The sequence below is a fragment of the Butyricicoccus sp. AF18-9LB genome, from assembly GCF_027684505.1.
GTDB classification, from domain to species: domain Bacteria; phylum Bacillota; class Clostridia; order Oscillospirales; family Butyricicoccaceae; genus Agathobaculum; species Agathobaculum butyriciproducens.
Genome location: NZ_JAQCWA010000010.1, coordinates 28,519 through 46,817 on the forward strand (window position 1 = coordinate 28,519; position 18,299 = coordinate 46,817).

Consider the following 18,299-nt stretch of genomic DNA (forward strand, 5'->3'; position numbering starts at 1 on the left):
CCGCAAAATTTACTCACAAATCGCTTTTGTTCAATTATGCGGTATTGCCTTAGTTTCTCAGAATTGGGAAGGAGGAGTGCCCTTATGGGCGGTTATGCGCTGTTGATCTGCCGCAGTCAGACCGAGGCCATCGGCCTGCGGCGGCATTTGGCGCGGTTGGGTGTACCGGGAGAGGTCGTGCGTCCGCCGCGTCACGAACGAACCGAATCCTGCGGATGGGCGGTGCGCGTGAGCGCGCAGCAGGCGGACTGGGCCGTGCATCGGCTGCGTCAGCTTGGTGTGACGCCGTGCCGTGTGCTGCGGGAGGACTGACATGATCTATCTGGATAATGCTGCCACCACCTTGTATAAGCCGCGGGCGGTCGAGCAGGCAGTTCGCCGTGCGATGTACGGCGCGGCAGGCTACGCACGAGGCAGCTACGCGGCAGCCGGTCGAGCGGGAGAGCTGGTGTACGCCTGCCGGGAGCAGGCAGCGGCGCTGTTCGGCGTGGGCGAGCCGGAGCGTGTCATTTTCACGCTGAACGCCACGCATGCGCTGAATATTGCGATAAATGCGCTCGTAAAACTGGATTCCCGCGTCATTGTGAGCGGTTATGAGCACAATGCGGTCATGCGGCCGCTGACGGCTCGAAATATTGAGCCGACCGTGTTGGATACGCCGCTGTGGGACGGCGCGGCTATGATTTCCGCGCTGAAACAGGCGCTTGTGCAGGGCGCCGACCTGATGATACTCAGCCACGTTTCCAACGTGTTCGGCAGCATTGCGCCGCTGGACGAAATCGCGGAATTGCTGACGGCGGCAGGCGTGCCGCTCATCCTGGATGCGTCGCAGTCGGCGGGCGTGGCAGAGATTGACGTAAAGCGCTATCCGTGTCTTGCGGCGGTGTGCATGCCCGGACACAAGGCGCTGTACGGACCGATGGGCACGGGCATTCTGCTGGCGCTCGACGACCGGATTGCCGCGAAGCCGCTGCTGACCGGAGGAACGGGCAGTCTGTCCGAGGAGATGCGCCAGCCGGATTTTCTGCCGGATGCGCTCGAGAGCGGCACGCCGAATGTGCCCGGCATCGCGGGACTCGCGGCGGGCATCGCCTTTGTCCGAGCGGTCACGCCGGCGCACATTGCCGGGCAGGAGAGACGGCTGGTGCATGAGCTTGCCCGTGCGCTCTCCCGCGAAAGCAAAATCGAGTGCTTTGCCGGAAAGGAGCAGACCGGCGTGCTGTCCTTCCGTGTTCCCAGCACGCCGAGTGAGGTGCTCGCGGATATGCTCTCGGACGAGGGCGTGTGCACCCGGGCGGGGCTGCACTGTGCGCCGCTCGCGCACCGGACGGCGGGCACGGAGGACACCGGAACCGTGCGGCTGTCCCTGTCGTTCTACTCGACGGCGCGGCAGCTGGAGCAGGCCGCAGACAAAGTTTGCAGATTGGTAAAAAAACTGTGAACACGCTATACAGAAAGCCGGATTTGTGGTAGTATAAGTAAGGTAAAACATGGTGTTTGCGTGCAATCTGCTGCGTGCATCCGCAAATGCCCGCGAATATGAGGAGCAAGTTAGGATAGGTGACAAAATGGGAGCGCTGCAAAATGTATTCTCACCGAATTTATCATGGCGGACCATAATAAGTTCTTTTTTCAGTGCGTTTGATCAATTCCGCACAATGACGCCGATCGACGTGGTGGATATCCTCGTCGTGGCGTATATCATTTACCGTGTTATGAAGCTGCTGAAGGATACCAGCGCCGCACGACTGGCCAAGGGTATTCTTATTCTGGTGCTTATCATGCTGTTCGCCAGCTTCCTGCATCTGACCATGATATCGTGGCTGCTGCGCAACGCGCTCAGCGTCGGCGTATTCGCCGTTGTGGTCATTTTTCAGCCGGAGCTGCGCCGCCTGCTCGAGCAGATCGGCAAGGGCAACCTCAGCCGCATGCTGATTCCGGATACCGACCCGAATGTGGTAGAGAGCATGATCGTTGCAACCGTTTCTGCATGCGCGGATATGTCCAGGACCAAGACCGGCGCGCTCATCGTGTTCGAGCGCAAGGAGCGTCTCGGCGAGATCATCGCCACCGGCACGAGAGTGGACGCAGCACCGTCTGCCGAGCTCATCAAGAACATTTTCTTCAAGAACAGCCCACTGCATGACGGCGCCATGATCGTCCGTGCCGGACGGGTGTGCGCTGCAGGCTGCGTGCTGCCGCTTTCCGGCAATCAGGGTCTGTCGCGCGACCTCGGCACGCGCCACCGCGCGGCTGTCGGCATGAGCGAGACCGCGGACAGCGTGCTCGTCGTTGTCTCCGAGGAGACCGGCGCGATCTCTGTCGCCATCGGCGGCATGCTCAAGCGCCATCTGTCGCCCGAAATTCTGCAGAAGATGCTCGAGAGCGAGCTGCTCGGCGATGAACTCAGGAACAGGAACGAAAAAAGCCGTATTGCCGCCATCCGCGACAAGTGGAAGGGAGGTGCCGGCAAGTGAAGAAGAATTTTATCAAAAAGCAGGATTTTCTGCTGAAGCTCCTGTCGCTGGCGCTGTCTATCGTTCTGTGGGCAGTTGTTATGGATATTGACAATCCTGAGCGCAACATGCGCTTTGACGATGTGCCGGTGCGCGTCATCGGTGCGTCGCAGCTGAAAGCATCGACCGGTCTGGAACTCATCGAGGGCGAGAACACAACGGTCACCGTCAGCCTGCGCGGTCAGAGCAAGAGCGTCGGCGAGGTCCGCGCCAGCCAGATCACCGCAACGGTGGATATCTCGGGTCTGACCGAGGCGAATGAATACGATCTTCCGGTCACCGTGTCGGTCAGCAAGTCCGGCGTGGAGACTAACTATGTCAATCCCGGCAAGGTGCACGTCCGCGTGGACCGCGTGGAGAGCAAGGATGTTCCGATCGAGGTCAATGTGACCGGCACACCGAGCGACGGCTACCGCGCAGGCAAGCCGACCGCGGCCACCAAAAAGGTCACCGTTTTCGGTCCGGCAACCGATCTGGCGCAGGTGTCCAAGGCGGTTGCAGCCGTGGATGTTACCGGCCGCAATTCCTCGCTGGCCGACTACGAATGCAAGGTAACCCTGTATGATCAGGACGGTGCGGCGTTCACCTCGAACTATATCACCAGCCAGACCGAAAAGATCAAGGTTTCGGTTCCGATCTACCGCGTCAACAAAATTCCGCTGACCGTTACCCTCAAGGACGGCGGCAGCCTGACGCAGAATCAGGTGCAGTGCGTCATCGACCCGGAGAACGTAGAGGTTATTGCGAGCGATCAGGCGGTGCTGAGCGACATCAAGGAAATCAACCTCGGTGAGATCGACCTCGGCAGCGTCCACACGGGCACGCCGATCTCCATGTCCATCAAGGATAAGCTGCCGAGCGGCGTTTCGCTCGTCAGCGGTCAGCCGGAAACGGCAAACGTCACCATCTCGGTGGACGGTATTGCAACCCGCAAGGTGCAGGTATCTAAGTTCGCGTGGAACGACACCGCGCAGGAGAATACGCCGTACAAGGTCGCTATCCTCACCAAGTCGGTCGAGATGGAGCTGCGCGGCAGTGAAAGCCAGCTGCAGAAGGTCGATGTGAATAACCTGTCCATCGGTCTGACCTACGATTCGGTATCGCTCGGCGTCGGCAGGCACAAGGTCAAGGGCGTAGCTACGACCGTCGGTCTGCCGAGCGGCGTAACGCTCGTCGAGGAGGATATCGAGGTCGAGATTGAGATCACCGACCCGCATGTGTCGGATGAGACGATCACCTCGGATAAGACAGACAGCACAGACGATACGGACAGCACGGCCGCAGAGCCGACCGTGCACCGTACAAGAAAGGGCGGTGACAGCCAGTGAGCCTGATGGTAACCGGCATCCGTCTGCCGTTTGATCTGCCGGAGCAGGCCGCCGTTGCGGAGGCACGCCGGCTGACCGGTCTCACGGCAAACGACATACAAGCGGCGGTCTGCCGCGTCAGCATTGACGCGCGGCGCGGACAGATCAGCCGGGTATATTCGGTGCGTCTGGACGCGCCGTTCGACGAAAAGGCATTTGCGGAAAAACTGCAAATGCCCTTCGTGCGTTATAAACCCAATACGAAAATCATCATTCCGCACGGCGAAAAGCGGCTCGAGCACCGTCCGGTGGTGGTCGGTCTCGGCCCTGCGGGACTGTTCGCCGCCTATGTGCTGGCAAAGCACGGCTACCGTCCGCTCGTGCTCGAGCGCGGCGGAGATCTGGACGAGCGTGACAAGGTCGTGGACGCGTTCTGGAAGGGCGGTGCGCTCGATACCGACTGCAATATCCAGTTCGGCGAAGGCGGCGCCGGCGCTTACTCGGACGGCAAGCTGACCACGCGCATCGGTGATCCGCTGTGCGACAATGTGCTGGAAATCCTTGCCGCGCACGGTGCTCCGGCGGATATCGTCAAAAAGGCGAAGCCGCACGTCGGCACGGATATCCTCAAGAATGTAGTTCGTGAAATGCGCCGTGAGATCATCAAAAACGGCGGTGAAGTGCGCTTCCGCACGCCGCTGACCGGCGTTTCGGTCAAAAACGGTGCGCTCTGCGCCGTCGAGGCGGACGGGCAGGACATCGCCTGCGAGCGGGCGGTGCTGGCCATCGGTCACTCGGCGCGCGACACCTTTGCCGCGCTGCACGGAAACGGCGTGTACTTTGAGCCGAAGGCGTTCTCGGTGGGCGTGCGCATCGAGCACCTGCAGACCGAGATCGACCGTGCTCTGTACGGAAAGGCGGCGGGACATCCCATGCTGCCGCCTGCGGAGTACAATCTCTCGCGCAGAGCCGACGGACGCGCGTGCTATTCCTTCTGCATGTGCCCGGGCGGCGTGGTCGTTGCGGCACAGAGCGAGGAGAACACGGTCGTCACCAACGGCATGAGCTATCATGCGCGCGACGGCAAAAACGCCAACGCGGCGCTTGCCGTGTCGGTTGACCCGAAGGACTACGACGACGGAACACCGTTCGGCGGCGTGGCGCTGCAGCGCCGGATCGAGCACGCGGCGTACACGCAGACCGGCTCGTACCGCGCGCCGTGCCAGAAGGTCGGGGATTTTCTGAACGGCAAGCCGACCCGAAAACTCGGTGCGGTCAAGCCCAGCTATCCCATCGGCGTGGAGCTTGGAGAGGCGGCAGCCTGCCTGCCGGACTTCGCGCAGACCATGCTGCGGGACAGCCTGCCGTATTTCGGCCGTAAAATTCGCGGCTATGACACGGCGGACGCGCTGCTGACCGGTCCGGAAACGCGGACCTCGTCTCCGGTGCGCATGACGCGCGGCGAGGACCTGTTCGGACTCGGCTGCAGCGGCATTATTCCGTGCGGCGAAGGCGCCGGATACGCGGGCGGCATTATGTCCGCCGCCGTGGACGGAATCAGAGCGGCATTTCGGATTATGGAAGAGTTTGCAGATTGAAAATGGAAAATGGAGAATGAATGTGCTTTGTGCATGACCATAATTTTCAATTCTCCATTCTCAATTTCCCATTACTGCAACTGGTTTTGAATAATAGAGAGGAAGATTTCAACGTGACCCAACAGGGAACCATCAAAAAGCTGCTGCCGAACGGCCTGGCAGAGGTCGAGGTAACGCGCCGCTCGGCGTGCGGCCACGACTGTGCCAAGTGCGGCGGCTGCGGCGGTCTGGAAACCCAGACGCTTTACGTTACCGCGCGCAATCACGCGCATGCGTCCGTCGGCGACCGCGTGCTGCTCGAGGGCGAGACCAAGCAGGTGCTCGGCTTTGCCGTGCTCGTGTATCTGCTGCCGCTCGTGCTGTTTTTTGTCGGCTACGGCGTCGGCGCAGGAATGAAACTTGGCGGCGGACTGTCCGCGCTCATCGGCGGCGTGCTGTTCGTCGGCGGCATTCTGGCGGCGATGTGGTACAGCCATAAGCTGAAGCTCAGAAATGAAGCGCCGTTTGCCATCACCGAGCGGCTTTGATGTGGAATAGAGTCGGTGAAACCGTGGTTTCACGACAGGCAGTTTTAATTTTTTATGAATTTTCGCCAATTTTCTGTGTTCGCCCTTGTCAGATACGCAAAAGTTCGGTAAAATAGATTGAATACGAAAGTCCGTGCACACCGCACGGCGGGAAAGGGCTATGCGATGTTTGGCTTTATCCGTCCGGTGAAGGCCGAGCTGCGGGTGAAGGAGGCTGACCGTTTTCAGCAGGTTTACTGCGGCTTATGCCACACGATCCGCGCAGAATACGGCAGATTTTACACCTTGTTTTTAAGCTACGATATGACGTTTTTTGCACTTGTTGCAGGAAGTGAGGAGGCGGAGACTGCTCCGCCGTGCAGAAAACGATGCGACGCTTCTCCGTTTCGGCGGAAAAGCTGTGCCGAGACAGACGATGCACTTCGTCTGGCGGCGGACGCGAGCATCCTGCTGACCTATCACAAGTTTCAGGATGATCTGGCGGACGAAAAGGGCGCGAAACGCGCGCTTGCGGCGCTGCTGTGCCGCCTTGGCCGCCGCGGCTACGAGAAGGCGCGCGCACGCATGCCCGAAGCGGACGAGGAGATCCGGCAGGCACTCGAGGATCTGCGCTGTCTGGAGGCGGAACGCTGCCCGTCCATGGACCGTGCGGCGGATACGTCCTCGCGCATGACGGCTGCCGTTGTGCCGCGCACCGGAGACACCCGCGAGCGTATTCTGCACCAGATGTTCTATCAGATCGGCAGGTGGATCTACCTTGTCGATGCGGTGCAGGACATCCAAAAGGATATGGAAGAGAACAGCTACAATCCGGTCGTTCTGCGGTACGAGCTGCAAACGCCGGACATCTCTGCGGTAAGGGAACCGCTCGAGCGCACGCTCGAACGCTCACTGGCGGATATCTGCATGGCGTTTGACCTGCTGAGTCCCCGGAGAGATGCGGACCTGATCCGCAATATCATTTTTCTTGGTATGCCGACCGTCACCCGACAGGTACTGAACGGCACCTACCAGACAAACGAAGGAAGGGGCAAACATGGATCCCTATAAAGTGCTCGGTGTAACACCGCAAACAAGTGATGATGACGTCAAGCGCGCGTACCGTGAGCTGGCGCGCAAGTATCATCCGGATAACTATGTAAACAATCCGCTGGCAGATTTGGCCGAAACCCGCATGAAGGAGATCAACGAAGCGTACGACATGATCATGAACGAACGCAGGAATCCGGCGGGAGGCAGCAGCGGACAGCAGCAGAGCTATGGCGGCGCATACAACGGTCAGCAGTACGGCGGCTATCAGCAGCGCACCTACACCGGTGCGAATGCCGCGCTGTACAGTCAGGTGCGGCAGGCCATCAATCAGGGCAACCTCGGCATGGCAGAGGCGCTGCTGCAGCGTGCTGCAGGACGGGATGCGGAGTGGTTCTATCTGACCGGCACGGTATACTACCGCAAGGGCTGGTACGATGAGGCCGCCCGCGCGTACACGCAGGCGTGTCAGATGGACCCGAACAACGCGGAGTATCAGCACGCGCTGCAGAACCTCCATCTGTCCGGCGGCTACGGCGGCTACCGGCCCATGCAGGAGACAAGCATGTGCGACTGCTGTGTGCAGACGCTCATCTGCAACTGCTGCCTGAACATGTGCTGCGGCGGAGGCGGCTGCTGATATGAGCACGCGCGAGATCGCCCGCGGCGGACTTCTGGCAGCGGCGGCCACGGCGTGGCTGTATTTCGGCGGTGTGATGCCGCAGATCGGACCGGCGGCCTGCCTGATAGCAGGTGCGGCCTCAGCGATACCGCTGCTGCGCCGCGCGAACGTAAAAACGGCTGTGCTGCTGTACCTCGTCACCTCGGTACTGGGACTGCTGCTGACACCGCGCAAGCTGATCGCGGCGGCCTATGTGCTGCTGTTCGGCCTGTACCCGATCGTGAAATATCTGATCGAGTGCCGTCTGCCGGTCTTCACGCAGCTGAGCGGCAAGCTGGCGTATTTTAACATTGTGCTGGTGCTCGCGGCTGTTCTGGTAAGCTGCGGTCTGTTTCCGCAGGTGCAGATGCCGGGTATTTTTCGGCTCGCCGGACTGTGGATCGCGGCAAATATCGGCTTTATTGTATATGATATCGGGTTGTCAAAGGTGATCGCGCTGCTGCGCCGCACCCTGCCGCCCGAATAAGAAGGGAAAGAGATATCTATGAAGAGTATGACCGGCTACGGACGTGCCAAGCAGGAGCTGCACGGCAGAACCATCACAGCAGAGCTGCGTGCGGTCAATCACCGTTATCTGGACTGCACGGTAAAGGCTCCGCGTCAGTACGGCTTTCTGGATGATGCCGTAAAAAAGGCCGCCGCGGCGCGTATTGCACGCGGCAAGGTTGAGGTTTACATCGGCGTGGAGACGCAGGAGGGCGGCGACATTGCGGTTACGGTGAACCATGCGGTCGCGGAGCACTATCTGGCGGCGCTGCATGAGCTGGCCGACAAGTACGGTCTGCGCGACGACGTGAGCGTGATGAGTCTGGCGAAGCTGCCGGACGTGCTCGGCTCCGAGCGCATCGAGCAGGACGCGGACGAGATGACCCGCGATGTGCTGTCCGTCTTTGGCGAAGCCTGCGACAATTTCGACGAAATGCGTACCCGCGAGGGTGCTAAACTGGCTGAGGATGTGCGAAACCGTGCGTCCGAGATCGAGCGCATGGTCGGTGAGGTGGAGGTCCGCTCGCCGGAGCGCGTGCGCGAGTACCGCGAGAAGCTGCTCGCCCGCATGAAGGAGGTGCTGGCGGATACGTCCATCGACGAGACCCGCATCGTCACCGAGGCGGCCATCTACGCGGACAAGACCGCCGTGGACGAGGAGACCGTGCGTCTGCGCAGCCATCTGCAGCAGCTGGACGGCATGCTGAATGAGGTCAAGCCGGTCGGCCGCAAGCTGGATTTCCTTGTGCAGGAAATGAACCGCGAGACCAATACCATCGGCTCCAAGGCAAACGATGTGTCCATGGCGCAGATCGTGGTCAATATCAAGAGCGAAATTGAGAAGATCCGCGAACAGATTCAGAATATCGAGTAATTTACAGTATATCGAGGAGTGAGGTCAGCGATGAAGCTCATCAATATCGGATTTGGCAATATGGTCGCTTCGTCGCGGCTGATCGCCATTGTCAGCCCGGAATCCGCGCCGGTCAAGCGTACCGTGCAGGAGGCCCGCGACCGCGGCATGGTCGTGGACGGCACCTACGGCAGACGCACCCGCGCCGTGCTCATCATGGACAGCGACCATGTGGTGCTCAGCGCCCTGCAGCCGGAGACCGTTGCGGCTCGTTTTGCGGGCGAGACCGAGGAAGGAGAACCAGAAGATGCGTAAGGGAACGTTGTATGTATTCACCGGACCGTCCGGTGCAGGCAAGGGCACCGTGCTGTCCAGGCTGCTGAGCGAGGACGAGAAGCTGTTCTTCTCGATCTCCGCGACGACCCGTGCGCCGCGTCCGGGCGAAAAGGACGGCGTACAGTATTATTTCCTCACGAAAGAGGACTTTGAGGCGAAGATCGCCGCTAATGCGTTCCTCGAGCACGCGAAGTACGTTGATAACTACTACGGCACGCTGGAGGCTCCGGTGAACGAAAAGCTGGAGGAAGGCTGCGATGTTATCCTCGAGATCGAGGTGCAGGGTGCGATGCAGGTGCATGAAAAGCGTCCGGATGCCGTGATGGTGTTCATTGCGCCGCCGTCGTTCGAGGAACTCGCGAACCGTCTGCGCGGACGCGGCACCGAGGACGAAGCCAAGGTGCAGAAGCGTCTGGAAACGGCGAAGGGCGAACTCGCGCAGCAGGATAAATTCGATTACGTCGTCGTAAACGACACGGTGGAGCGTGCGGTTGAAGAATTGCACGGCATTCTCGCCAAGCGTCGATAAGCGACAGTATATAAACAGAAACTTTCATAAAATAAAACTATATCTGGTAAATAAGGAGAACTGATTACTATGCTGAACCCTTCTATGCAGGAACTGATGAAACGAGTAGGCAACCGCTATCTGCTGGTAAACCTGGCAGCACAGCGTGCCCGCGATATTGCCGATGAGTCGGAGGAAAAGGGCGAGCCGCTGCCGGACAAGGCTGTTAAGCTGGCGCTCGATGAGATCGCAGCCGGCAAGATCGTTTACCGTCCGGGTCCGCGTGTGGAGACTGCCATTCCGCAGAACAATGCCATTGCAGCCGCTATGGTTGACGTGGACGACACCCTTGATCTGGATGAGGACGAGGAGCACACCGACTCCGAGGATGACGAGGACAAGGATGAGAACGCGGACGAGGTGCGCCGCCTGAACGAGTTTGACGACGGCTCTCTGAGCGACGGCGACATTCCGGAGGAGGACCTCTAAGCCATGCGTTTTGCAGGGAAAACGGTCGTTCTGTGCGTGACGGGCGGCATTGCGGCTTATAAAGCTGCCGATCTCACCAGCAAGCTGCACCAGAACGGCGCGACTGTCCATGTGCTGATGACCGAGTCCGCGACTCAGTTTATCGCGCCGATGACGTTTGAAACACTGTCCGGCAATCGCGCGGTCGTGGATACGTTCGACCGCAGCTTTCCGTGGGAGGTGGAGCACATTTCGCTCGCGAAGGCCGCTGACGTGTTTGTTATCGCACCGGCAACCGCCAACGTCATCGCCAAGGCGGCGCACGGTATCGCGGACGACATGGTGACGACCACGCTGCTTGCCACCAAGGCGCCGGTCGTTGTCGCTCCCGCGATGAACACCGGCATGTATGACAATCCGGTGACGCAGGAGAACCTCGCTGCGCTGAGAAAGCGCGGCTTCCACATCATCGAGCCGGACGCAGGCCACCTCGCCTGCGGCGACAGCGGACGCGGCAAGCTGCCGGACACGCCGACGCTCCTCTGGGGCATTGAAAAGGCGCTGACCGAGCAGGATCTGGCAGGCAGGCACGTTCTTGTCACCGCCGGTCCGACACAGGAGGCCATGGACCCGGTTCGGTTCCTGTCCAACCACTCCACCGGCAAAATGGGCTACGCGATCGCGGCCCGCGCAGCCATGCGCGGCGCTGACGCAACGCTCGTTTCCGGACCGACCGCACTCGATACGCCGCACGGTGTCACGCGTGTGGATATTGTTTCCGCGCGGGATATGTACGACGCGGTGACGAGCCGCGCACCCGAGCAGGATTTCATCATCAAGGCTGCCGCCGTCGGTGATTACCGTCCGGCGCAGACAGCGGATGAAAAGCTCAAAAAGGGTGACGGCGAGATGAATATCGAACTGACCCGCAATCCGGATATTCTCGCCGCACTCGGCAAGGATAAAAAGCCGGGACAGCTGCTGTGCGGCTTTGCGATGGAAACGCAGAACCTTCTGGACAATGCCGAGAGCAAGCTGCGCCGCAAGAACTGCGATATGCTCGTGGCGAATTCGCTGCGCGATAAGGGCGCGGGCTTCGGTACGGATACCAATGTGGCTACCTTGCTGTTCAAGGACGGACACAGAGAGACCCCGCCGATGATGAGTAAGGAAGATCTGGCGGACCTGATTCTCGATAGACTTCTCTCGATGCAGGGTTAAAATCTGTTCCGTAGGGCACCCCGCCCTACGGTGTATTATCACATGGTTATATGATGTTATACCGTGTGCAGAATGTTAAATTATTGTAGGGACGCGCAGTGCGCGTCCCAAAACGAAAGGTTGGTGTGTTCCTTGGCGGAAAAAATCTGTGCGGCCGCCGTGGATGCGGCAACCTATGCCATCGACAAGCTATATTCTTACCGTGTGCCGGACGAGCTGCGGGAACAGGTGCAGATCGGCACCCGTGTTCTCGTGCCGTTCGGCTTTGGCAATAAACGGGCGGAAGCGGTGGTGCTCGCCTTCCGCGAGGATGCGGGCGAGTTCAAGCTCAAGCCCATCGTGGAGGTGCTGGACGAAACGCCGATTCTGACCGCCGAGCAGCTGAGACTCGCGGCGTGGATGCGGGAAAGATTGTACTGCACCTACTTCGACTGTGTACACGCCATGCTGCCCGCCGGATTGTGGTTCAAGCGCAACGAGACGTACACGCTTGCGCCGGACGCGGATTTGGCGGCTCTGCGGGAGCGGGACGGCGAAGCCGGTCAGGTGTTGGCGCTGTTTGAGCAGCCGGGACAGACGCTCTCGGTGAGCGAGATACGCGAACGGCTCGGCAAAGGCGCGGGACAGACACTGGACGCGCTGGCAGGCGAGGGAATCCTCATCTACCACAGCAATACGGCGCAGAAAACCGGTGATAAGACCGAAAAAATACTCCGTCTGGACATGGAAGCAAGTGAAGCCATGTCGCATATCAGCCGCCGCAGTCCGGCGCGGATGGACGTGGTGTCGCTGCTGTCGGACGGCGGTGCGATGAGCCAGAAGGAAATTGTCTACATGACCGGCGTGAGCGACGCCGCGCTGCGCGACATGACGAAAAAGGGCATCCTCCGCGCGGAATACGAGGAAGTGCTGCGCGCACCGGACTTTTCCGAGGTGCCGCGCACCGCGGCTCCGGTGCTTTCGGCGGCGCAGCAGCAGGCGTATGACGGCATGGCGGCGCTGATGGACGAAAACGCACCGCGTGCGGCGCTTCTGTTCGGCGTGACCGGCAGCGGCAAGACGCAGGTGTACCTGCAGCTGATCGCGCACGCGCTCGAGCAGGGCAAAAGCGCCATTGTGCTCGTGCCCGAGATCGGACTGACACCGCAGCTTCTGCGGCAGTTTGCCGCCCGGTTTGGCGAAGAAGTCGCGGTTCTGCACTCGGCGCTGTCCGCCGGTGAGCGGTATGACAGCTTCAAGAAGATAAAAACCGGCAGAGCAAGGGTGGTTATCGGCACACGCTCGGCGGTGTTCGCGCCCGCGAAAAATCTCGGCGTTATCATCATCGACGAGGAGCAGGACGCGGCGTACCGCTCGGAGCAGTCGCCGCGCTACCATGCGCGGGATGTGGCAAAGTACCGTGCGGCACAGACGGACGCGCTGCTCGTGCTCGGCTCGGCAACGCCGTCGGTCGAGACGTATTACGGCGCAAAACAGGGAAAATACCCGGTTTTCGCGCTCACAGAGCGGTTTCTGGGTGCCGGACTGCCCGAGGTCATCATCTCGGACATGCGCGGTCTGGTACGCGAGGGGCGGAGCGGCATCATCGGACCTGACCTCGAGCGCGAACTGATCAGCACGCTCGAAAAGGGCAAGCAGGCCATCCTGTTCCTCAACCGGCGCGGAAACAGCCGTGTGATCGGCTGCGGCGTGTGCGGCTGGGTGCCCGAGTGCCCGTCCTGCTCGACCACCATGACCTACCATTCGGTGTCCGGCCGCGCGATGTGCCACTACTGCGGCGCATCTGTCAAGATAACCGGCAAGTGCCCGGTTTGCGGCAGCACGAGCTTGTTCACCGAAACGCCCGGCACGCAGAAGCTGGAGGAGGAGCTGCACGAGCGGTTTCCGTCCGCACGGGTGCTCCGCATGGATGCGGACACCATGACCGCCAAGGGCGCACACGAACGCCTGCTGAATAAATTCGGCAAAGGCGAAGCTGATATCCTTATCGGCACCCAGATGGTGACCAAGGGACTGGATTTTGAGAACGTCACGCTGGTCGGTGTGCTGGACGCGGATCAGAGCCTGTATGCGCAGGACTACCGCGCACATGAGCGCACGTTTTCGCTCATCACGCAGGTGGTTGGCCGCGCCGGACGGCGATTTGACACCGGCCGCGCCGTGATCCAGACGTACAGTCCGCTGCATCCGGTCATCCTGACCGCTGCGCGGCAGGACTACGAGGCGTTCTACGAGAGCGAAATGCAGACGCGCGAAGCGCTTCGGTGCCCGCCCGTGTGCGACATCACCATGATAACCGCCGTCGGTGAACTGGAGCAGCAGGTGCTCAGCAGTCTGCTCGCGCTCAAAACACGCCTGCAGAGCCTGATGGAAGGGCAGTTTGCCGATGTGAAAGCACCCGTGCTCGGCCCCGCTGCGGCGCAGATGGTCAAGGTGATGGGACGGTATCGCTACCACCTCACCATCCGCGCGAGGGACTGTGCAAGATGGCGCAAACTTATCTCGGGCGTGCTGCGGGAGTTTATGCAGGACGGTAAAAACCGGGGCGTTACTGTGTTCGCGGATTCCAATAATGAAATGTAGCAGTACTTGAGACCCCGGCAAAGAAGGTTAATTCAATGAGCAAATTTGTCATTCGCAAGGCAACAGAAAACGATGCAGAATCGCTTTTGAAGATTTACGAGCCTTACATAACGAATACAACCATCACGTTTGAATATGATGTGCCGACGGCTGAGGCGTTTGCGGGCCGTATCCGCGAAACCGCGGCGGCGTTTCCGTATCTCGTCTGCGAATGTGACGGCGTTATCATGGGTTACGCCTACGCGCACCGCATTCGTGAGCGTGCGGCATACGACTGGGATGCGGAGCTGTCCATCTATCTGGCACAGGGCACCCACGGACATGGTGTGGGCACGACCGTGCTGGCGTGCCTGATCGACCTGCTCGAGCTGCAGGGGCTGCGCCACCTGTACAGCTGCGTGACCCTGCCGAACGAAAAAAGCATTCGCATGCAGCGCAGACTGGGTTTCGAGGACGCAGGCGTGTGGCACGACTCCGGCTGGAAGTTTGACGGCTGGCACGATGTGGCATGGCTGGAAAAGCATATCGGCAGCGGAAAACCGCAGCCGGTGATGCCGTTTCCGGCACTCAATGAGAAAAATATACAGGAATGTTTACAAAAATACATGGATAAGCTGAATCAAGTGGAGGAATAAAACAATGGCACTGAGAAAGATTTTGACCGAGGGCGACGAGCAGCTGCTCAAGCACAGCCGCAAGGTAGAGAAGTTTGACGACCGTCTGCATACGCTGATCGACGATATGCGCGAGACGCTCGAAAACTCCGGCGGCGTTGGTCTGGCGGCACCGCAGGTCGGCATTCTGCGCCGCGTTGTCGTGCTGCTGGATGTGAACAAGGAGCCGGAGGAGATGGTCGAGCTGGTAAACCCGGAAGTCATCGAGCAGAAAGGCTCCGAGCGCGTTGTCGAGGGCTGCCTGTCCGTGCCGGGCGTTTACGGCTATGTGACCCGTCCGACCTGGGCGAAGATTCGCGCACAGGACCGTTTTGGCAACTGGTTCGAGCGCGAAGGCGAGGGCATTGTAGCGCAGTGCTTCTGCCACGAGACCGAGCATCTGGACGGCCATCTGTTCACCGAGAAGGTCGAGGAGTATATCGACCCGGAGGCAATGCAGGGTGGTGACGAGGAATAATGCGTATCGTATTCATGGGCACGCCGGACTTCGCCGTGCCGAGCCTGCAGGCGCTCATCGATGCCGGACATGACGTCTGCGCCGTGTACACCCAGCCGGATAAGCCGCAGGGCCGCAAGCAGATTCTCACTGCACCGCCGGTGAAAACGCTCGCACTCGAGCATGATATTCCGGTTTTCCAGCCGAATACCCTCAAAAATGAGGACGAGCAGGCGCGTCTGCGCGAGCTTGCACCTGAGGTTATCATCGTAGTGGCATACGGCAAGCTGCTGCCCAAGGCGGTACTCGATATCCCGCCGCACGGCTGCATCAACGTGCACGGCTCGCTGCTGCCGCGCTGGCGCGGCGCCGCTCCGATTCAGTGGGCGGTTATCGCGGGCGATGAAATGGCAGGCGTTACCACCATGCAGATGGCGGAGGGTCTGGACACCGGCGATATGCTGCTCACCTATGAGACCAAGGTTGGCGAGAAGGAGACCGCAGGCGAACTTTTTGACCGTCTGGCACAGTCTGGTGCGGAACTTTTGACCCAAACGCTCGTCAAATTAGATGAGATCACGCCGCGTCCGCAGGACGATGCACAGAGCTGCTACGCCCATATGCTGGATAAGCAGATGGCGGTGATCGACTGGAGCAAATCGGCGCACGAGATCGACTGCCTGATTCGCGGACTGAATCCGTGGCCGATCGCGCTGACCACGCTTTCCGGTGAAAGACTGAAGGTGTTTGCCGCCGAAAAGGCAAACGGCAATGGCGAGCCGGGCACGGTGCTCGAGTCCGACCCGAAAAAGGGTCTGACCGTGGCGTGCGGAGAGGGCGCGCTCAAACTGACCGAGATTCAGCTGGTCGGCGGCAAACGCATGAAGGCTACGGACTTTCTGCGTGGGCACGCAATCGAAGTCGGCACTAAGCTGGGAGACGAATGAAAAAGCGTGAGGAGTGAAGAACGGAGAGGACGTAAGTTCCAATCTTCAATTCTCCGCTCCGGTATGGAGGTTTTCTTATGCCTTATCATGGTTACTACTACGGCATTGACATGTACTACATCGTACTGGTTCTGCCGTGCGTTTTATTTGCATTCTGGGCGCAGAACAAGGTAAACAGCACGTTTAACCGCTACTCGCGGGTGCAAAATCTGTGGGGACTGACCGGCGCACAGGCGGCGGAGGCTGTCCTGCGGTACAACGGCGTTTCCGGTGTGCGGATCGAGTACGTTTCCGGCAAGCTGACCGACCATTTTGACCCGAGAAGCAATGTCATTCGGCTGTCGAGTGCGGTGTACTCGTCCACGTCGGTGGCGTCCATCGGCGTTGCCGCGCACGAGGCAGGGCACGCGGTGCAGTACGCCATCGGCTATGCGCCGATCAAGCTGCGCGCGGCGATCATCCCGCTGACGCAGTTCGGCTCGATGGCGGCGATGCCGCTGCTGATCCTCGGCCTGCTCCTTAACACGAGCACGCTCGTCACGATCGGCATTGCGGCGTTCGGTCTTTCCACGCTGTTTCAGCTGGTGACCCTGCCGGTGGAGCTGGACGCATCCCGCCGCGCCCTGCAGACCATTCAGCAGAACGGCCTGCTGACCGCAGACGAGTACCCGATGGCGAAAAAGACGCTCACGGCGGCGGCGCTGACCTATGTTGCCGCACTGGCGACCTCGCTGGCACAGCTGCTGCGTCTGGTGCTGATTTTTGGAGGAAGAGACCGCAATGATAGATAAACGTCCCACAACACCGCGTGAGGTGGCGGCATTTTCGCTGTTTTCCATGGCAGAGGAGGCCGCCTGGTCGGACGGTGCGCTGCACCACTATTTATCCCGCGCGGGACTGGACAGCCGCGACGCGGCGCTGGCCTCGCGGCTGACCTACGGCACGGTGCAGAACCAAATTTTACTGGACTGGTACCTGCGGCACTTCTCAAGCGTGCGGCTGAAAAAGATCGCGCCGCGCGTGCTGGCGTGCCTGCGGATGGGTCTGTATCAGCTGATCTTGATGGATAAGATTCCCGCGCATGCGGCGGTTGCCGAGACGGTCGCGCTGGTCAAGCACTACTGCCATGCAAATGACCGCACGGTCGCCTTTGCCAATGCGGTGCTGAGAAATGCCGCAAATGCGGTCCAAAACGGCTCTTTGCCGCGCCTGAACTGCCCGGATAAGGAAAGCTACTACGCGCTGCAGTACAGCCATCCGGAGTGGCTCGTGCGCCTGCTTTCCGAGCAGTACGGCCAGAAGCTGACGCAGAAAATCTGTCAGGCGGATAACGCGGACGCGCCGATTTCGGTGCGCGTGAACACGATGAAGAATACGCCGGAGCAGGCAAAAGAGGAACTTGAAGCCGCCGGACTGACCGTGCAGCCGCACGAGGCATTCCCGGAAATCCTGCTGTGCAGCGGCGGAGACGCAGCCGCGCTTCCGGCGTTTATCGAGGGCCGTGTGACCGTGCAGGACGCGGCAAGCGCACTCGCGGCGGCGGTCGCTGACCCGAAACCGGGCAGCACCGTGCTCGACTGCTGTGCGGCGCCCGGTGGCAAGAGCTTTGCCATGGCTGAAAAAATGCAGGGGAAAGGCAGCGTCACCTCGTGCGACATTTACGAGCACAAGCTGAAACGCATCCGCGACGGCGCAGCCCGCCTCGGACTGCCGAATATCCGCACCGAGCTGCAGGACGCCTCGGTCTGCCGCGAGGAGTGGAAGGACAGCGCGGACGTTGTGCTGTGCGACGTGCCCTGCTCGGGACTGGGCATTATCCGCAAGAAACCCGAAATCCGGTTCAAGAATCCGGACGAAATCCGGACTTTGCCGGAGATTCAGGCGAGAATCCTTGCAAACTGTGCACAGTATGTAAAGAAGGGCGGCACGCTCGTCTACTCGACCTGTACCATCCTGCAGCGGGAAAACGAGGACGTTGTCCGCGCGTTTCTCACCGAAAACCCGGAGTTTGAAGCGGTTTCGTGGACGCATCCGGTCTGCGGAGAGAGGACAGACGGTATGGTGACGCTGCTGCCGCCCGTTCACAATACGGATGGATTCTTTATTGCGAAAATGCACCGGAAGTGAT

20 protein-coding genes are annotated in these 18,299 nt (G+C 60.2%); all 20 read left to right on the forward strand.

The window, feature by feature from the left end; genetic code table 11:
• The first annotated feature begins 102 nt into the window (after window positions 1-102).
• The 20 genes from PGY33_RS07870 to rsmB all read left to right on the forward strand — a co-directional run bounded on the left by PGY33_RS07870 (window position 103) and on the right by rsmB (window position 18,298).
• The gene (locus tag PGY33_RS07870) at window positions 103-312 is read left to right on the forward strand and encodes a putative Se/S carrier-like protein (RefSeq protein ID WP_270478076.1); all 210 of its coding nucleotides are present in this window, start codon (window positions 103-105) and stop codon (window positions 310-312) included.
• Between the two features lies 1 nt (window position 313).
• Window positions 314-1,441, forward strand: coding sequence for an aminotransferase class V-fold PLP-dependent enzyme (locus tag PGY33_RS07875; protein ID WP_270478078.1), 1,128 nt, complete (start codon window positions 314-316; stop codon window positions 1,439-1,441).
• A gap of 217 nt (window positions 1,442-1,658) precedes the next feature.
• The gene (gene cdaA, locus PGY33_RS07880; RefSeq protein ID WP_242988095.1) at window positions 1,659-2,477 is read left to right on the forward strand and encodes a diadenylate cyclase CdaA; all 819 of its coding nucleotides are present in this window, start codon (window positions 1,659-1,661) and stop codon (window positions 2,475-2,477) included.
• A complete protein-coding gene (locus tag PGY33_RS07885) occupies window positions 2,474-3,844 on the forward strand; it encodes a CdaR family protein (protein WP_270478080.1) in 1,371 nt (456 codons plus the stop codon). The genes cdaA and PGY33_RS07885 overlap by 4 nt, the downstream gene beginning before the upstream one ends.
• A gap of 5 nt (window positions 3,845-3,849) precedes the next feature.
• Window positions 3,850-5,421, forward strand: a complete 1,572-nt coding sequence (locus PGY33_RS07890; protein ID WP_270478151.1) for an NAD(P)/FAD-dependent oxidoreductase — start codon at window positions 3,850-3,852, stop codon at window positions 5,419-5,421.
• A gap of 113 nt (window positions 5,422-5,534) precedes the next feature.
• The gene (locus tag PGY33_RS07895; protein WP_158574681.1) at window positions 5,535-5,948 is read left to right on the forward strand and encodes a SoxR reducing system RseC family protein; all 414 of its coding nucleotides are present in this window, start codon (window positions 5,535-5,537) and stop codon (window positions 5,946-5,948) included.
• Window positions 5,949-6,065: 117 nt separating this feature from the next.
• On the forward strand, window positions 6,066-6,998 hold the full coding sequence (locus PGY33_RS07900) for a DUF5685 family protein (protein WP_147358573.1): 933 nt from the start codon (window positions 6,066-6,068) through the stop codon (window positions 6,996-6,998).
• Entirely contained in the window at window positions 6,985-7,617 is a 633-nt protein-coding gene (locus PGY33_RS07905) for a J domain-containing protein (RefSeq protein WP_110435122.1), read from the forward strand. The genes PGY33_RS07900 and PGY33_RS07905 overlap by 14 nt, the downstream gene beginning before the upstream one ends.
• Window position 7,618: 1 nt before the next feature.
• Window positions 7,619-8,125, forward strand: a complete 507-nt coding sequence (locus tag PGY33_RS07910; RefSeq protein ID WP_118564029.1) for a hypothetical protein — start codon at window positions 7,619-7,621, stop codon at window positions 8,123-8,125.
• A gap of 18 nt (window positions 8,126-8,143) precedes the next feature.
• On the forward strand, window positions 8,144-9,019 hold the full coding sequence (locus tag PGY33_RS07915) for a YicC/YloC family endoribonuclease (protein WP_119194851.1): 876 nt from the start codon (window positions 8,144-8,146) through the stop codon (window positions 9,017-9,019).
• 30 nt (window positions 9,020-9,049) lie between these two features.
• A complete protein-coding gene (locus PGY33_RS07920) occupies window positions 9,050-9,313 on the forward strand; it encodes a DUF370 domain-containing protein (protein WP_110435119.1) in 264 nt (87 codons plus the stop codon).
• Window positions 9,306-9,863 (forward strand): guanylate kinase, encoded by a 558-nt coding sequence (gmk, locus tag PGY33_RS07925; protein ID WP_118360829.1) that lies wholly within the window; start codon window positions 9,306-9,308, stop codon window positions 9,861-9,863. The genes PGY33_RS07920 and gmk overlap by 8 nt, the downstream gene beginning before the upstream one ends.
• Window positions 9,864-9,932: 69 nt before the next feature.
• Complete coding sequence (rpoZ, locus tag PGY33_RS07930; RefSeq protein ID WP_117488808.1) at window positions 9,933-10,331, forward strand: DNA-directed RNA polymerase subunit omega; 399 nt, start codon at window positions 9,933-9,935, stop codon at window positions 10,329-10,331.
• A gap of 3 nt (window positions 10,332-10,334) precedes the next feature.
• The gene (gene coaBC / locus PGY33_RS07935) at window positions 10,335-11,531 is read left to right on the forward strand and encodes a bifunctional phosphopantothenoylcysteine decarboxylase/phosphopantothenate--cysteine ligase CoaBC (protein WP_118761041.1); all 1,197 of its coding nucleotides are present in this window, start codon (window positions 10,335-10,337) and stop codon (window positions 11,529-11,531) included.
• A gap of 132 nt (window positions 11,532-11,663) precedes the next feature.
• The gene (priA, locus tag PGY33_RS07940; RefSeq protein ID WP_270478086.1) at window positions 11,664-14,114 is read left to right on the forward strand and encodes a replication restart helicase PriA; all 2,451 of its coding nucleotides are present in this window, start codon (window positions 11,664-11,666) and stop codon (window positions 14,112-14,114) included.
• A 35-nt stretch (window positions 14,115-14,149) separates the two neighbouring features.
• Window positions 14,150-14,749 carry a GNAT family N-acetyltransferase gene (locus PGY33_RS07945; RefSeq protein WP_270478088.1) on the forward strand — a complete coding sequence of 200 codons (600 nt, stop codon included), beginning with the start codon at window positions 14,150-14,152 and terminating at the stop codon, window positions 14,747-14,749.
• Between the two features lie 4 nt (window positions 14,750-14,753).
• Window positions 14,754-15,245, forward strand: coding sequence for a peptide deformylase (def, locus tag PGY33_RS07950; RefSeq protein ID WP_116704623.1), 492 nt, complete (start codon window positions 14,754-14,756; stop codon window positions 15,243-15,245).
• On the forward strand, window positions 15,245-16,171 hold the full coding sequence (gene fmt / locus PGY33_RS07955; protein ID WP_270478090.1) for a methionyl-tRNA formyltransferase: 927 nt from the start codon (window positions 15,245-15,247) through the stop codon (window positions 16,169-16,171). Before def ends, fmt begins: the two co-directional genes overlap by 1 nt.
• A gap of 77 nt (window positions 16,172-16,248) precedes the next feature.
• Complete coding sequence (locus PGY33_RS07960; RefSeq protein WP_270478092.1) at window positions 16,249-16,962, forward strand: zinc metallopeptidase; 714 nt, start codon at window positions 16,249-16,251, stop codon at window positions 16,960-16,962.
• Window positions 16,952-18,298, forward strand: a complete 1,347-nt coding sequence (gene rsmB, locus PGY33_RS07965) for a 16S rRNA (cytosine(967)-C(5))-methyltransferase RsmB (protein ID WP_270478094.1) — start codon at window positions 16,952-16,954, stop codon at window positions 18,296-18,298. The genes PGY33_RS07960 and rsmB overlap by 11 nt, the downstream gene beginning before the upstream one ends.
• The last annotated feature ends 1 nt before the right edge of the window (window position 18,299 follow it).

Coding starts and splice junctions, on each gene's coding strand:
- PGY33_RS07875 (WP_270478078.1), top strand. CDS start 314: ATGATCTATCTGGATAATGCTGCCACCACCTTGTATAAGCCGCGGGCG.
- cdaA (WP_242988095.1), top strand. CDS start 1,659: ATGACGCCGATCGACGTGGTGGATATCCTCGTCGTGGCGTATATCATT.
- PGY33_RS07890 (WP_270478151.1), top strand. CDS start 3,850: ATGGTAACCGGCATCCGTCTGCCGTTTGATCTGCCGGAGCAGGCCGCC.
- PGY33_RS07905 (WP_110435122.1), top strand. CDS start 6,985: ATGGATCCCTATAAAGTGCTCGGTGTAACACCGCAAACAAGTGATGAT.
- PGY33_RS07910 (WP_118564029.1), top strand. CDS start 7,619: ATGAGCACGCGCGAGATCGCCCGCGGCGGACTTCTGGCAGCGGCGGCC.
- PGY33_RS07915 (WP_119194851.1), top strand. CDS start 8,144: ATGAAGAGTATGACCGGCTACGGACGTGCCAAGCAGGAGCTGCACGGC.
- PGY33_RS07920 (WP_110435119.1), top strand. CDS start 9,050: ATGAAGCTCATCAATATCGGATTTGGCAATATGGTCGCTTCGTCGCGG.
- gmk (WP_118360829.1), top strand. CDS start 9,306: ATGCGTAAGGGAACGTTGTATGTATTCACCGGACCGTCCGGTGCAGGC.
- rpoZ (WP_117488808.1), top strand. CDS start 9,933: ATGCTGAACCCTTCTATGCAGGAACTGATGAAACGAGTAGGCAACCGC.
- coaBC (WP_118761041.1), top strand. CDS start 10,335: ATGCGTTTTGCAGGGAAAACGGTCGTTCTGTGCGTGACGGGCGGCATT.
- PGY33_RS07945 (WP_270478088.1), top strand. CDS start 14,150: ATGAGCAAATTTGTCATTCGCAAGGCAACAGAAAACGATGCAGAATCG.
- def (WP_116704623.1), top strand. CDS start 14,754: ATGGCACTGAGAAAGATTTTGACCGAGGGCGACGAGCAGCTGCTCAAG.
- fmt (WP_270478090.1), top strand. CDS start 15,245: ATGCGTATCGTATTCATGGGCACGCCGGACTTCGCCGTGCCGAGCCTG.
- PGY33_RS07960 (WP_270478092.1), top strand. CDS start 16,249: ATGCCTTATCATGGTTACTACTACGGCATTGACATGTACTACATCGTA.
- rsmB (WP_270478094.1), top strand. CDS start 16,952: ATGATAGATAAACGTCCCACAACACCGCGTGAGGTGGCGGCATTTTCG.